Raw genomic sequence first — 14,509 nt, 5'->3', positions numbered from 1 at the left:
GCTTTTAATTCTATCAATTAACAGTAATGATTATTTCGTTAATTCTTTAAGTTTCTGCTGTTGGTAGTATTTTGCATCAGCAGTAATTGGTTTGCTCTTACCTGTTTGTAACCATTGCTTAATACGGCCTGCATCACCAATAGGCGTTAGCTTGCCTTGAGAATCTAACATAACCATCAGGATTCTCTTACCATCAATCGTTGTTACCATTCCCAAGCAACGACCAGCTTCATCAAGGTAACCTGTTTTCGTTAAGTTAACCGTCCACTTCTTACCACGTGCTAGGGCATTTGTATTAGTGTAGCCAAGTTTGTAATTAGGTTTACCAAAGTAAGCAGTATGTACAGGTGATGTACTGTACTTACGAATTTCAGGGTATTTGTAAGCAGCGCGTACCATCTTAGCTACATCTGATGCTGTAGAGTGGTTATGAGGGTCAAGACCTGAGCTATCAACAAAATGAGTATTGGTCATACCTAAAGATTTAGCTTTACGGTTCATCGCTTTGATAAATGCCTTATAGCCACCAGGATAGTTACCTGCCAGTGTTGCTGCGGCAAGGTTCTCAGATGACATTAAAGCAATATGGATTGTCTCACCACGACTTAGCGTTGAGTCCATACGAATACGAGTATATGTATTGTACATGTGCTTTTTATCAGTAGGAGTAAATGTTAGTTTTTCGTCTAGTGGGAGTTTTGCGTCAAGTGTTACCATCGCTGTCATTAACTTAGTCAATGAAGCAATGGGCATTTTCACATTTGAATTTTTTCGGTACAGCGTCTTTCCTGTACTTAGGTCTATCACATAATTGCTGACTGATGCCGTTTGTAACTTATTAGGATCCAGCTTGCTGGTGTTGATGCTTGCCATGGAAGAGAAGCTAATACTAGCAAGAGTAAAAAACAGAATGAAAGCGTTACGCACAACGGCTCCTTGATAATGCAAAGGGAAATAATAACAGTATTGTTAATGTCGCTATTGTTGACTTAAGCCGCACTGTTAAGCAAGTCATGTTTATGTAAATAGCTCATTTATTTTCACCAAAAATTATCAACGAGTAAACATTTGTAATTAGACAACATTCAATAAAATAAATGTGATCGATTAATACAGAGGATAGTTGTAAATAAGATAATGGCTATCAGTTTGGAGTGGGTGAAACTTGATTTATGATTGCAAATTAACATTGCTGTTCGTTTGTTCTTTCATTTGGATGGATTTATTTACCATGTATGTCCTACTTTGTTTGAGATTTTGATTGCATTTTTGTGGTTATTTAAAAATAGTTACTCACTAAATATTATAAATAGCTATGATTAAACCATTAGGCATATTATCTGCAACGCAAGTTTGTGAGGAATAGTGTGTATAGGACTTAAAGAGTTAAATAGACACTTCTGAAATAATATTGAACATTAAAAGATGTGATCTAAACCAAATAAAAATATCTTTTGACATAAATTTCGCACAAAAAGAGATGAAAAACGCCGTTCAAATGTTTAGGGTGTTTTAATTAAAATCGATTGATTGGACTAACTATGCTTGCTCGTTGCTTACTTATCGCTTCTGTATCATTGATGTCATTATCATCTTATGCAACAACAGACGATTCAGATTTAAATGATATTAAAAATAGTATTGAAAAGTCACAAGATACAATGCATTACGTTCGGACTGTATCTGGTTCGATTCCAGTTCCTATGCCAAAACACAATGAAGATAAACCAGCCTATAGTTACTATGAAATAGTCTCTTATGACATTTATAGTAGTCAAGGTGGAAAGCGTATGATCCAAGCAGTAATCACAAACCATTCCGGTGGCGGTATTGCACTAAAACCTAAGCAGATCAAAGCGTATTTCAGTGATAATAAATATGTTGAACCAACGCGAATTGAGCAAAAGGGTAAATTTGCGCAAGGTGAAACAAAGTCAGTAACCTTGTATTTTGATGAAACAGACGCTTCGATTATTGGTTTGCTTACTCGCTCTTATTAATTCTCTTAAGCCAATAGCAATGTGGTTTTAAACTAAATGAAAGCCCTGATAATCATCATCTATTATCAGGGCTTTTTACTATTCATCTACTTCAGGGTGTGTTTTGTTAGCTGGTGGCTGAATTAGTTAGCACTCCATACTTGTTTACCTGTACGAGCGAAGTTATAACCACCGAGTTCTTTACCGTGAGCTTGAACATTTTCTTCCGAAATTGCTTGCAGTAATTGTTGTTGAAGCGTTCTAAAGTAAATGTTTTTTGGGATCACCAATTCAAATGCTTCTGTGCAGAGTGGAATAAAGCCTAAACCAAATTCACCCGCTGTACTTTGGCTAGCACAGCCTGCATCAGTATGACCGCGAGCAATGGATGAAGCTAATTCACGTTCACTGTTACACACATCAGATTGATTGAGCATTGAGAGGTTATAAGCGTGACCGTGTAACCATTCTTCTAATGCTCGCATACTACCAGCACCTTCCTGACGTAATGCCCAGCGCCAGCGAGAAGATAGCAATTCAGGAAGTTGGATAGATTTTGAATTTATCGCTCCGGCTAACTCTTTGCTAACCACTAAACCTTGTTCTCGCTCAAAGGCATGGATTAATACCCAGCTCTTATGTCCTGGGTATTGTTGTAAAAGCGCAGGGTGTCGAAGGCTGGCTTCTTCTGCATTTCCCCAGTGAATGGCGCACATATCAACGTGGCCTTTACTTAACATGGCCAAGCCTTGTCGTGTACCTGTTGAGGTATAACCAATTAATGCAGTACTGCCTAATTGGTTCGCCATTTTACCCACCACAATTTGTAATAGTGGATCGTCTGAGCCTGCTATTAATAAGCGATCGGTTAAAACACCGTTATGACAAGACTCTAATAGCCATTTATCCAACATCGCTTTAGGAAATAACCACTTACCTGTTACTTTTGTTGCTGGTAGTAAGCCATCGTTAGCAAGGGCATAGACTTTCTTCTCATTAAGATCTAAATACTCAGCAACAAGCTTCGCGTTCATGAATTCTGGAAAGTCAGACATTAGTTTTGCTCTTTATTAGAAGAAGGTTGTTCTGTGTTATTTGATTGTTGAAAAGCATCAGCACCTTTCACATCAAGAATAAGATTCTGGCCGCCATTATAAACTTGGAAACGGTGGCCTTTTGCGCGGGCAATCATAGTGATACCTAGCTTCTGCGCTAATTCATAGCCCATTTGTGTTGCACCAGAACGGGATAGAAGCACGGGAATACCCATCTGTGCGACTTTAATCACCATCTCTGAGGTTAAGCGTCCTGTAGTGTAAAAAATCTTATCCTCGCCATTTTCGCCATTTAGCCACATTTCACCCGCAAGCGTATTAACGGCGTTATGGCGACCTACATCTTCGACAAACGATAAGATCTTTGTATTACGGCAAACGGCACAACCATGAACGGCGCCTGCTGCTTTGTAAGTTTCATTATGGTGAGTTAACGCTTCAAGAAGCCTATACAACATAGATTGTTTTATTTGTACTTGTGGCAGTGTTACATTTTCAAGCTTTTTCATGACGTTACCAAACATGGTGCCTTGGCCACAGCCTGAGGTAACGGTCTTTTTCTCTAATTTCTTTTCTAAGCCATGGGTACTTTCACGGGTGATCACCGCAGCAGAGTTGGTATCCCAATCAATAATTACCGATTCAATGGCATCAATATCTTCGATAAATCCTTGGTTCTTTAGATAACCGAGCACAAGTGCAGAAGGTCGTTCACCTAGAGTCATTAGGGTCACGATCTCAATCCAATTTAAATAAACCGTAAGGGGATGCTCACAGGCAATTTCTTTGGTTTGAAGATCACCGTACTCATCCATGATATCCACAGACATTGTCTGTTTAACGGTGGATTTAGTTTTTATAATTTTGGGAAGTTGACTCATTAGGATGTCCAGTGGTTAAGAAACGTATCGAGATTTCAAACAAGCCCGTCATACACAGAGTGATTTCAGCTTATTAAGCAGTATTAAATGGCATGTATTAAGGCAAATAAGTTTGTCTTTAGCGCCATAAAGCAAATATTGTTCCATAAATTATATTTACCGATGGAAAGAGGCTACTAGTTGCCATTATTGGCTATATTTTGATTTTTATTTCGAACTTGGTCTAAATTTTGCTTGTTACGGACGAATATTCTCAACATATCGCGATAGGCGAGTGTGTAAAAGCAAGATGTAAGGAGTAATTGTGCCAGAACAAGTAACGCTAGAAATAAAGAAAGATGAAAGTATTTGGCCTATTTATTTTCGACTTCAAGCAGAAGAGAGACAAGTTGGGCGTTGGACGACATACGCATGGACGATTGAAGATCTTTGTTTGAATGGTGAACAAGACTCAAACGTAACACTTGCGGAAATCGGTGCTGGTAATTACATGCTGCCGTTAGAATTATTTCGTGATGAACGTATGGAGTATCGCTTTAACTTAAACGCACAAGATCCGCATTTATTTTTTGTTTGTGCTGAAGAAGATGAACAACTTAAACCTGTATTAATGACGGCAGCTCAAGGTGTTGCAGCGCGTTATATGGATGGAGATTATGTTGTACTTCACATTCAAATCCCATTACCTATTCAAGTCTGGATGGAAGCGTATCTTGGGAGACACGGTGAATTAGAAGAGTTTAAACGTCGAGGCGGTGGCAAAGGTAAAAAGCAGAAAGGACGTTCAAGTGGCAACTAATTTTTGTCAACGTTGGTCTCAAAGAAAATTAACCAAAACAGAATATGAATCTGTTGATGAGACATTAATTCTCGAAAGTGCTGAAACGGCTCCTGAACAAGATGTAGTTGCTTCAGAAAATACGGCTTTAAATGCAGATGTTATTGAACCTATTGGAACGGATAAAGCTATATGTAATCAATTGGATAAGGCTGATTTGGTCGTTGATAATATCCCTGATAATGCACTGACGCATGATGATGTATCAACAGTGACTTATGATTCTGGCGTTGCATCGTTTATGAAAGAATCGGTTGAAAAATCAGTTAAAAAAGCAGCATTACGTAAGTTATTTCATTCAGAAGAATTTAATTATATCAGTGACATGGATGATTGTACTGAAGACTTTAGCAACATCCCAACGTTAGATCCTGCCATCGCTGCTCAAATGCGTGGTTGGGTAAATCAAGCGGTAGAAAAAGTAACTGATATGGTTGAAGATTTAAGCAGTGAAACGATGTACAACTCTGAGTTAGACAATAAGGCTGAACAGTCTGAATTAGCACTAACAGCAATAAAGGAAATATCCTTAACTTCTCAAGATACCCTCCAGTCAACAATACCTTCATTTACGGATAATGGTGCTGAGGATGAACCTAACCCTATAACGGTTTCTCCAGAGAAAAATTCAGCACAAGACATTTAAATTTATAGAGTGAGACAAAAAGGGAACTAAACCCTTATTAATTGTTGGGACATTTTGGCGCTATGGGTCTTTTGCGCTAGGACAAAATGTCTCAATGTTAGTGTGGGTATTAATCCATCTCCGATTTTAGTTCCTTTTAGGTCATTTTATTCCGTGAAAAGTTGGATCGGTTATTGCTCTATAGGGGCGAGAAGAACACGTTAGTTATATTTTATGACTTCTAAGTATTAAGACGTAACCCACATAGCTTCTTCAATCGGCACTGACTAGCGGTGACGGGCAAACAGGAATAAGAATGTTAAAAAGTACACTAGAAGCATTTTCTGATACAAACGGTAAAGCACGTGCTGTTGCAATTAATGGCACAGTAGAGCTAACAAATTTAATTCCACCTACGATTACTTATGAAAGCCGTGGGGATTTATTGATCGTGGGTACTCAGGAAAACATCATTGCACTTGCTGAACAGTTTTCAGAACTCAATAGCGTAACTTTGCTGTCAACTGATGCAACAGGCGAAAAATCAGGCTTGTCTAATCTTTACTTTTGCCAAGACGTATCAGCAAAAGGTTACCTTGGCGCGTTTGAAGTAACTTGTCAGGTTGCAGGTCAATTAACCAAAGCGAATTTAGCAAAAGTGGCTATTGGTCGTGATTGCTTTGATTTGATCTTAGATATGACAGAAAACGGCATTATGTCGTTAGAAATTCCTGCTCCAGGTTATTACGCGGTAGGAAGTCGTAAAGATAAACTGGCTCAGCTGGTGGAAGATCTACCCGCTATGATGGGGACCTTTGATAAGCCCAAATACTTTCGCTTAAATTTAGCTCTCTGTGCGCATTCATCGCGTGGTGTTTCAGGCTGTGATCGTTGTTTAGACGCATGTCCTGCTGGCGCATTAAGTAGTGATGGTGTGGAAGTTGCGATTGATCCTTACCTTTGTCAGGGGGTTGGCTCGTGTGCTACAGCTTGTCCAACAGAGGCAATCACATACGCATTACCAGATCCTCAAAATACACAAAACTTTGTTCATCGTGTTCTTACTCGTTATAAGCAAGAGGGCGGTGAGAAACCTACATTACTATTGTACGGTAATCGTGATGAGAAAGCGGTAACTGCAGCATTAGCAACTTTTCCAAGTTCAGTCATTACGCTTGCATTAGAAGAACTTGCAACTGTTGGTGTTGATACATGGTTTAGTGCATTGGTTTATGGTGCGCATCAAGTTCTTCTTGCGACTAACACAAAATATATTCCTGCCACGATTGATCGCGTTTTATCGAATGAGCTTGCTATGGCTCAACGTTTCTTAACGGAAATGGGTTATGACGCAGATCGTATTTGCCTGTTTGATTTTAGTGATGTTGAAAACTTTGTTCCTTATGACAATGCATTAGTTGCTCCTGTTTCTGAGGCTTTAACTGGCTCTAAACGTGAAAAACTATTTTCTTCACTTGAAATGCTTTACACGCAAGGTAGCGCAAAACCGACGGAATCAACAGTTGTAGAAAAAGCGCCTTATGGTTCTGTTTCATGTGACACAACGGATTGTACGTTATGTATGAGTTGTGTAGCGGTTTGTCCAACTCGCGCTTTACATGCTATTGGTAATCGTCCAGGGCTTCTATTTATTGAAGAGGACTGTGTTCAATGTGGTATGTGTGAAAAAGCATGTCCTGAAAAAGTCATTTCATTAGAACCTCGTTTTAATTGGGATTGGCATGCTCGTAAAGAAGCACGTCTTGTTCATGAAGAGTCTGCAGCTTGTTGTATCAGTTGTGGTAATGCATTTGCGCCAGCATCTATGGTGAAAATGTTAACTGAAAAACTTCAGGGACATTCTCACTTCCAAGGTGATGCTATTCGTCGTTTATCTATGTGTGAAGATTGTCGTGTTCGCGATATTTTTGAGCAAATGGAAAAAGATCCAGAAAGTCAGGCGCGAGTTTAAGGAACGAAGATGGAAACAATTGCTATGAGCCCAGCTCAAACGTCATTGAATGAAGACGCAGTACTTCGTATTGAAATTTATAACATGCTTGCACATTTATTTCGTCAAGCGCCAGATCAAAATGTATTGAATTTTTTAGCTGATATAGATGTTGATACGGCTAATAAAGCTCAACAATCTACTATGACTGCTGCTTGGCCTTTACTAAAACTTGCAGCACAAAAGAGCATGCCACTTGCGGTTGAAGAAGAATATCAAGACGTCTTTATTGGTATTGGTCGCGGTGAAGTTGTGCCTTTTGGATCATGGTATTTAACTGGTTCACTTATGGAAATGCCTCTGGCTTACCTTCGTCGAGATCTTAAACAATTAGGTTTTGAACGTGATGAGTCAGTGAAAGAACCGGAAGATCATATTGCGGCTTTGCTTGAAGTCATGGCAATGCTAGTTGAAGGCGGCGATGAGCACTTTCAAAAAACGTTCTTTAATCGTCACTTAGCTGAGTGGTGTGAAAAGTTCTGTACCGATGTTAAAGCTGCTAACAGCGCTGTTTTTTATACCGCTGTTGGTGAGCTCGCTTTGCAGTTCTTAACTGTAGAGAAAACACGCTTTTTAGAATCAAATTAAACCCTATACGTTGATTGCAACAGTTTGATTCAAAGCAATAAAACTAAGGCAAAACCCATCGTAACTTATTTTAGTGACGATAAAGGAGCAAACTTTATGAGTGAGCAAAAAACCAATGAAAGCCGTCGTCAATTGTTGAAAAACATTGGCTTAACTGTGGCTGCTGCTGGAACGACAACAGCAGTGCAAGCTGCTGAAAAGTCAGAAGAGAAAAAAACAAAAACAACTAAAGGTTATCACGAGACCCAACACATTCGTGATTACTACAACACTTTGTAAGGCGTAGCTCTAAATGAAACTTACTAAACGTTCCGATAAAGTGAGCAAGGTAGAAAACCAACTGGGTATTTCTCGACGTTCTTTTATTCGTAATACATCTCTAGCTGCAGCTGGTGGCGTTGCTGGGGTAAGCATGTTTGCTCCTGGTATGATGAAAAAAGCACAAGCTGCATCTGAAGATGTATATGACGCACCGAAAGTGGTTAAACGTACTATTTGTTCACACTGTTCAGTGGGTTGTGGTATTTACGCAGAGACGCAAGACGGTGTGTGGACTCACCAGGAACCCGCTTTCGATCACCCTTTTAATGCTGGTGGACACTGTGCGAAAGGCGCAGCACTTCGTGAACATGGTCACGGTGCACGTCGCGTAAAATACCCAATGAAACTTGTTAATGGCAAGTGGAAGAAACTGAGCTGGGAACAGGCGTTAGATGAAGTTAGCCAGCAAGTGCTTAAGATCCGTGAAGAGTCAGGTCCAGATTCTGTTTACTTCCTAGGTTCTGCAAAGCATAACAACGAACAAGCTTACATGTTCCGTAAAATGGTTTCTATGTGGGGCTCTAACAACGTTGACCACCAAGCGCGTATTTGTCACTCAACAACAGTGGCAGGTGTAGCGAATACATGGGGTTACGGTGCAATGACTAACTCGTTAAACGACATGCATAACTGTAAGTCGATGTTATTCATTGGTTCAAACCCAGCTGAAGCTCACCCAGTAGCAATGCAGCACATCCTTATCGCGAAAGAAACTAACAGCTGTAAGATTGTGGTTGTTGACCCGCGTCGTACACGTACTGCTGCTAAAGCAGATCACTACGTTTCTTTACGTCCGGGTACTGACGTTGCTTTTGTTTGGGGGGTGCTATACCACATCTTCAACAATGGCTGGGAAGATAAAGAATTCATCCGTCAACGTGTTTATGGCATGGACGAAGTTCGCGCAGAAGTGGCGAAATGGAATCCAAAAGAAGTTGAGCGCGTAACTGGTGTGCCAGAAGAGCAGGTTTACCAAACAGCAAAAATGCTATCTGAAAACCGTCCTGGCTGTGTTGTTTGGTGTATGGGTGGTACTCAGCATACAACAGGTAACAACAACACACGTGCTTACTGTATCCTTGAACTTGCACTTGGCAACATGGGCAAATCAGGCGGCGGTGCAAACATCTTCCGTGGTCACGATAACGTACAGGGTGCAACAGACTTTGGCGTGCTTTCTGATAACCTACCTGGTTACTACGGTCTATCTGAAGGAGCTTGGAAACACTGGGCGCAAGTGTGGGATGTAGACTACTCGTGGTTACAAGGTCGTTTCGACCAAAACACTTACAACGGCAAAAAACCAATGAACAGTGCAGGTATTCCTGTTTCTCGTTGGATAGATGGTGTTTTAGAAAATAAAGATAAGATTGAACAGCGCGATAACATCCGCGCCATGTTCTACTGGGGTCACGCTGTAAACTCACAGACTCGTGGTCCTGAAATGAAAACTGCGATGGAAAAACTGGATATGATGGTTATCGTTGACCCATACCCAGGTGTTGCTGCTGTAATGAATGGTCGTACAGACAATGTATACCTATTCCCAGCAACTACGCAGTTTGAAACATACGGCTCAGTAACGGCAACTAACCGTTCTATTCAATGGCGTGATCAAGTTATTGAACCGCTATTTGAAGCGAAACCTGACCACGAAATCATGTACTTACTTTCTAAGCGTCTTGGTTTTGCGGATCAATTATTTAAGAACATTAAAGTTGAAAACAACCGCCCACACATTGAAGACATCACACGTGAATTCAACAAAGGTATGTGGACGATTGGTTACACAGGTCAAAGCCGTGAGCGTCTAAAAGAGCACCAACAAAACTGGCATACATTCAACCGTACTTCTCTTGAAGCGATTGGTGGCCCAGCGAATGGTGAAACTTACGGTCTACCTTGGCCTTGTTGGGGTACGCCTGAGATGAAACACCCAGGTACACACATTCTTTATGATACATCTAAGACTGTGGCACAGGGTGGCGGTAACTTCCGCGCACGATTCGGTGTTGAGCACAATGGTGTAAGCCTACTTGCTGATGATAGCTACTCACTAGGTTGTGAGCTAGAAGATGGTTACCCAGAATTTACCGCTAAGATGCTGAAGCAACTTGGTTGGTGGGACGATCTAACAGCAGAAGAGAAAGTGGCTGCTGAAGGCAAAAACTGGAAAACTGACCTTTCTGGTGGTATCCAGCGCGTAGCGATTAAACACGGTTGTATTCCTTATGGTAACGCAAAAGCACGAACTGTTGTTTGGACATTCCCAGATGCAGTGCCTATTCACCGTGAGCCACTATACACACCACGTCGTGATCTTCTTCCTGAGTACCAAACTTGGGATGATAAGGCGCACTTGTTCCGTTTACCAACTCTGTACAAGTCAATTCAAGACAAAGATATGTCGAAAGAATACCCAATTATTCTAACGTCTGGTCGTTTGGTTGAGTATGAAGGTGGCGGTGAAGAAACGCGTTCAAACCCATGGCTTGCAGAGCTACAACAAGAAATGTTTGTAGAACTTAACCTAAAAGATGCAAACGATCGTGGCATTAAAGATGGCGAGATGGTTTGGGTTGAAGGTGCAGAAAAAGGCCGTATTAAAGTGAAAGCGATGGTAACCCCACGTGTTCGCGAAGGCTTAGCATTCTTACCATTCCACTTCGGTGGTGAATTCGAAGGTGAAAGCCTACGTAGTCATTACCCAGAAGGTTGTTCTCCTTATGTTTCTGGCGAAGCTGCTAACACAGCAACGACATACGGTTACGATCCAGTAACTCAGATGCAAGAAACAAAAGTCACCCTTTGTAAGATCACTAAAGCGTAAGGATTCATCAAATGGCACGTATGAAATTTCTTTGTGACTCTAAGCGTTGTATTGAATGCAACGGTTGTGTGACAGCTTGTAAAAATGCTAACTCAGAAGCAGTAGGCTGGGGTATTCAACGTCGTCGCGTTGTGACATTAAACGATGGTCTACCAGGTGAAACATCTATTTCTGTTGCTTGTATGCACTGTAGTGATGCGCCTTGTATGGCGGTTTGTCCAGCAGATTGTTTCAGTCAAACAGAAGATGGCATCGTTCAGCACGATAAAGATCTTTGTATTGGTTGTGGTTATTGTCTATTTGCTTGTCCGTTTGGTGCACCTCAGTTCCCTAAACAGGAAGCGTTTGCAGAGCGTGGCAAAATGGACAAATGTACTTACTGTTCTGGCGGTCCAAATACGGAGCCTGGCTCAGAAAAAGAGCGTGTACTTTACGGCGCAAACCGTATTGCAGAAGGTAAGTTACCAATGTGTGCTTCTATGTGTTCCACTAAATCATTACTTGCAGGTGACGCTGAGAAGATTTCTGAAATCTTCAGCAAGCGTGTTGTTGCTCGTGGTGCAAAAGATGCAGGTTGGGCAAGTACTGAAGATCTAGCGTACGACGCGGCAAAAGTACGTAAAGCGTAATTGTCTTTATTTGGGCTCAACCTATGTGTTGAGCCTAAATTTCAGATCTCGGATGTAACAAATTTCTGTTCAAATTGAGCAGGCAGGAGCTTTAATGACTAAGAGAATTCAACGCTGGTTAACGGTATTCGTTACCGCATTAATGGTGGCGTTTTCTGTACAATTGATGGCAAACGAGGCTACTACAACAACCAGTAGTGAGCAACTTGGCGAATCTGTGGTAAAAAAAGAAGTCATAGGTTTTGCGGGTGCTGATTATTGGCGTGCGGTCAAAGATGGCGAAAAAGGTTATACAACATCAGGTTGGCCTGAGCATGATGTTTTGATCAGTGTGCCAGGTCAAACATGGTATATCTTAAAAGAAAAATGGATGTCACCTCTCGGTGCAATGGCTATTTTTGGTAGCCTAGTGATGGTGACGTTAGCATACTTTGTTGTAGGTCCTCTTAAATTAAGTAAACCTAAAACAGGCCGTAAAATTCAGCGTTGGAGCCGTATAGATCGTGCTCTACACTGGAGCTTAGCATTCACATTCTTAACGTTAGGTTTTAGCGGTTTAACACTTGTTTACGGTAAACACTTTATTAAACCTATCGTACCAACAGAAGTGTGGGGCTGGATCATTTATGCAGCGAAGCAGTACCATAACTATATAGGTCCATTGTTTGGAATCATTCTTCTTTTCGTTGTCATTAAATGGTGGCGTAAGAGTATCTTCAGTAAAGTGGATATTGATTGGTTTAAGAAAATGGGCGGTATGGTGGGCAAGCATAAAGGCTCACACCCTAAAGCTGGCTTCTCTAACGGTGGTGAAAAAGCACTGTTTTGGCTACTTGCCTTCTTTGGTGTCTTCATTGTAGTGAGTGGCTTTGTTTTAGACTTTCCAATTTTCGACCAAACGCGTCGTCATATGGAATTATCAAATCTAGTACACATGATTTCAGCACTTATTCTGATCTGTGGCTTTATTTTCCACATCTATATTGGTTTATTCGGTATGGAAGCGGGTCTTGACGGCATGGTAACCGGTGAAGTGGATGAAACGTGGGCGCGTGAACACCACAGCGAATGGTTTGAAGAAGTAAAAGATCTTCCTGAAAACCAACCAGGATACAGTGAATCACAACAGCATGAAGTAAAGAGTAAACTTTCGTCTAATGCATAATCATCGTTAGTGATTTTTAAAACCGACATTCGTGTCGGTTTTTTTATACCAAAAATTCGAGCTTAATGTTTTTTGTTACTTATCGCTATTAAGCTTTTTCACGATAAAGTAAAATACTACTGCTAATAATATCAATAATAAAACATTGAAAAGGATCAATTGATGAGGAATAAAGCAGGATTCACCCTGATTGAAGTTGTTATTGTTATCGTCATTCTCGGCATCCTTGCTGTTACTGCGGCTCCCAAATTCCTCAATATTTCTTCAGATACGTATCGCGCCAAGCTACATGATCTAAAAGGCTCTATGACTGAAATATCACGAATTATCTATGGAAAAGCTGTAATTCAAGGCGACGAAAATGATATTACTGGCAGTAAAAAGGTAGACGGGATAGCTATCTGGAATGGTTATCCAAAAGGTAATTATGCCGGTATTGGTAAGACAATTGTTGATCTGCAAGAGAATTGGGCCGCTAATCAAGATACATCGATATCAAACCAACCAGGCTATCGAACTTATGTTATGACATTTATGAAAAAAGTGTCCAAAGGTGAGTCTGATAATGTTGAAAAAATCAAAGCAACCAATTGTTATTTACGTTACAAAGAAAATAACACTGGTGATGAGCCTATTATTACTATTATTGATTCAGGTTGCTGATCTAACAGTGATATTGATAGTTCATTTACACGGATTTGTAGGGCGAAATCACGCATAATTAAGAACCTAGATTGATAGGGTTAAATTCTATGTATTTCAGTGCTATAAAGGCACTATAAATACCGAAATAAAGGATGTTCATATGCTTTTCCCCTACAAAAATATCGTTGTACTTACGGGTGCAGGTATCTCGGCTGAATCGGGCATCCGAACTTTCCGTGCTGTTGATGGCTTATGGGAAGAACATCGTGTTGAAGATGTTGCAACACCAGAAGGTTATTTACGTGATCCTGAGCTTGTGCAATGTTTTTATAATGCTCGTCGAGCTCAAATCGAGAATGGCTCTGTTGCCCCCAATGCCGCGCATATTGCACTTGCCAAGCTTGAACAAGAATTAGATGGTCACGTGACCATTGTTACGCAAAACATTGATAATTTGCATGAGAGAGCAGGAAGTAAAAATGTTATTCATATGCATGGAGAGTTATTAAAAGCTCGATGCTGTGAATCAGGACAAACACTTGAATGGCATGGTGACTTAACGACCAGTGATCATTGTCATTGTTGTCAAATCCCTTCACCAATGCGCCCAGATATTGTTTGGTTCGGTGAGATGCCAATTGGGATGGATAGAATTCATGATGCGATTGTGAAGGCTGATTTATTCATTTCTATAGGTACATCTGGCAATGTATATCCAGCGGCAGGATTTGTACATGAGGCTGCTTTACAGGGTGCTCATACGATTGAATTAAACCTTGAGCCAAGCAACGTAGAAAACGAATTTGAAGAAAAACGCTACGGTAAAGCTTCTGAATTAGTGCCAGCTTATGTAGAAGAAATATTATCTGCTTAATAAAAAAGCCTCAAATTTGAGGCTTTTTTATTATGAGTACGAAAAGGTGAGTATCTTTCTCGACTAAT

General features: G+C 40.6%; 14 protein-coding genes. 11 read left to right on the top strand and 3 right to left on the bottom strand.

The genetic code is table 11. The annotated features are described in order from the left end of the window. Window positions 1-30: 30 nt before the first annotated feature. A complete protein-coding gene (gene pbpG, locus SKA34_RS11425; protein WP_006645684.1) occupies window positions 31-927 on the bottom strand; it encodes a D-alanyl-D-alanine endopeptidase in 897 nt (298 codons plus the stop codon). Between the two features lie 614 nt (window positions 928-1,541). Here pbpG and SKA34_RS11420 point away from each other — a divergent pair. Beyond that, window positions 1,542-2,000, top strand: a complete 459-nt coding sequence (locus SKA34_RS11420) for a hypothetical protein (protein ID WP_006645683.1) — start codon at window positions 1,542-1,544, stop codon at window positions 1,998-2,000. 122 nt (window positions 2,001-2,122) lie between these two features. Here SKA34_RS11420 and SKA34_RS11415 read toward each other — a convergent pair whose 3' ends face one another. Together SKA34_RS11415 and fdhD are read right to left on the bottom strand one after the other, a co-directional pair. Then, entirely contained in the window at window positions 2,123-3,034 is a 912-nt protein-coding gene (locus SKA34_RS11415; protein WP_006645682.1) for a helix-turn-helix transcriptional regulator, read from the bottom strand. After that, complete coding sequence (gene fdhD / locus SKA34_RS11410; protein WP_039860303.1) at window positions 3,034-3,915, bottom strand: formate dehydrogenase accessory sulfurtransferase FdhD; 882 nt, start codon at window positions 3,913-3,915, stop codon at window positions 3,034-3,036. Before fdhD ends, SKA34_RS11415 begins: the two co-directional genes overlap by 1 nt. A 304-nt stretch (window positions 3,916-4,219) precedes the next feature. Here fdhD and SKA34_RS11405 point away from each other — a divergent pair, with 304 nt between their 5' ends. The 10 genes from SKA34_RS11405 (at window position 4,220) to cobB (ending at window position 14,441) form a co-directional block, all read left to right on the top strand. Beyond that, a complete protein-coding gene (locus tag SKA34_RS11405; protein ID WP_006645680.1) occupies window positions 4,220-4,714 on the top strand; it encodes a DUF3305 domain-containing protein in 495 nt (164 codons plus the stop codon). Further along, a complete protein-coding gene (locus SKA34_RS11400) occupies window positions 4,704-5,399 on the top strand; it encodes a DUF3306 domain-containing protein (RefSeq protein ID WP_006645679.1) in 696 nt (231 codons plus the stop codon). Before SKA34_RS11405 ends, SKA34_RS11400 begins: the two co-directional genes overlap by 11 nt. Window positions 5,400-5,694: 295 nt before the next feature. Continuing rightward, a complete protein-coding gene (locus SKA34_RS11395) occupies window positions 5,695-7,350 on the top strand; it encodes a 4Fe-4S binding protein (RefSeq protein ID WP_006645678.1) in 1,656 nt (551 codons plus the stop codon). A 9-nt stretch (window positions 7,351-7,359) separates the two neighbouring features. Next, window positions 7,360-7,977, top strand: a complete 618-nt coding sequence (locus tag SKA34_RS11390) for a molecular chaperone (RefSeq protein ID WP_006645677.1) — start codon at window positions 7,360-7,362, stop codon at window positions 7,975-7,977. A 96-nt stretch (window positions 7,978-8,073) separates the two neighbouring features. Then, complete coding sequence (locus tag SKA34_RS11385) at window positions 8,074-8,256, top strand: twin-arginine translocation signal domain-containing protein (protein WP_006645676.1); 183 nt, start codon at window positions 8,074-8,076, stop codon at window positions 8,254-8,256. Between the two features lie 13 nt (window positions 8,257-8,269). Next, window positions 8,270-11,128, top strand: coding sequence for a formate dehydrogenase subunit alpha (locus tag SKA34_RS11380; protein WP_006645675.1), 2,859 nt, complete (start codon window positions 8,270-8,272; stop codon window positions 11,126-11,128). An 11-nt stretch (window positions 11,129-11,139) separates the two neighbouring features. Beyond that, the gene (gene fdh3B, locus SKA34_RS11375; protein WP_005367779.1) at window positions 11,140-11,757 is read left to right on the top strand and encodes a formate dehydrogenase FDH3 subunit beta; all 618 of its coding nucleotides are present in this window, start codon (window positions 11,140-11,142) and stop codon (window positions 11,755-11,757) included. A gap of 94 nt (window positions 11,758-11,851) precedes the next feature. Further along, complete coding sequence (locus SKA34_RS11370; protein ID WP_006645674.1) at window positions 11,852-12,922, top strand: formate dehydrogenase subunit gamma; 1,071 nt, start codon at window positions 11,852-11,854, stop codon at window positions 12,920-12,922. Window positions 12,923-13,084: 162 nt separating this feature from the next. Then, the gene (locus tag SKA34_RS23835) at window positions 13,085-13,585 is read left to right on the top strand and encodes a prepilin-type N-terminal cleavage/methylation domain-containing protein (RefSeq protein ID WP_006645673.1); all 501 of its coding nucleotides are present in this window, start codon (window positions 13,085-13,087) and stop codon (window positions 13,583-13,585) included. A 142-nt stretch (window positions 13,586-13,727) separates the two neighbouring features. Continuing rightward, on the top strand, window positions 13,728-14,441 hold the full coding sequence (gene cobB / locus SKA34_RS11360) for a Sir2 family NAD+-dependent deacetylase (RefSeq protein WP_006645672.1): 714 nt from the start codon (window positions 13,728-13,730) through the stop codon (window positions 14,439-14,441). Window positions 14,442-14,509: the final 68 nt, after the last annotated feature.

The sequence above is a fragment of the Photobacterium sp. SKA34 genome (assembly GCF_000153325.1).
In the GTDB taxonomy this organism is placed as follows: Bacteria; Pseudomonadota; Gammaproteobacteria; order Enterobacterales; family Vibrionaceae; genus Photobacterium.
This window is presented reverse-complemented; position numbering and strand designations above follow the sequence as displayed.

Bases quoted from the DNA above. Each gene is read 5' to 3' on its own strand.
- SKA34_RS11380 (WP_006645675.1), top strand. From the start codon at position 8,270: ATGAAACTTACTAAACGTTCCGATAAAGTGAGCAAGGTAGAAAACCAA.
- SKA34_RS11385 (WP_006645676.1), top strand. From the start codon at position 8,074: ATGAGTGAGCAAAAAACCAATGAAAGCCGTCGTCAATTGTTGAAAAAC.
- fdh3B (WP_005367779.1), top strand. From the start codon at position 11,140: ATGGCACGTATGAAATTTCTTTGTGACTCTAAGCGTTGTATTGAATGC.
- SKA34_RS11415 (WP_006645682.1), bottom strand. From the start codon at position 3,034: ATGTCTGACTTTCCAGAATTCATGAACGCGAAGCTTGTTGCTGAGTAT.
- SKA34_RS11420 (WP_006645683.1), top strand. From the start codon at position 1,542: ATGCTTGCTCGTTGCTTACTTATCGCTTCTGTATCATTGATGTCATTA.
- SKA34_RS11395 (WP_006645678.1), top strand. From the start codon at position 5,695: ATGTTAAAAAGTACACTAGAAGCATTTTCTGATACAAACGGTAAAGCA.
- SKA34_RS11370 (WP_006645674.1), top strand. From the start codon at position 11,852: ATGACTAAGAGAATTCAACGCTGGTTAACGGTATTCGTTACCGCATTA.
- SKA34_RS11390 (WP_006645677.1), top strand. From the start codon at position 7,360: ATGGAAACAATTGCTATGAGCCCAGCTCAAACGTCATTGAATGAAGAC.
- SKA34_RS23835 (WP_006645673.1), top strand. From the start codon at position 13,085: ATGAGGAATAAAGCAGGATTCACCCTGATTGAAGTTGTTATTGTTATC.
- cobB (WP_006645672.1), top strand. From the start codon at position 13,728: ATGCTTTTCCCCTACAAAAATATCGTTGTACTTACGGGTGCAGGTATC.
- fdhD (WP_039860303.1), bottom strand. From the start codon at position 3,915: ATGAGTCAACTTCCCAAAATTATAAAAACTAAATCCACCGTTAAACAG.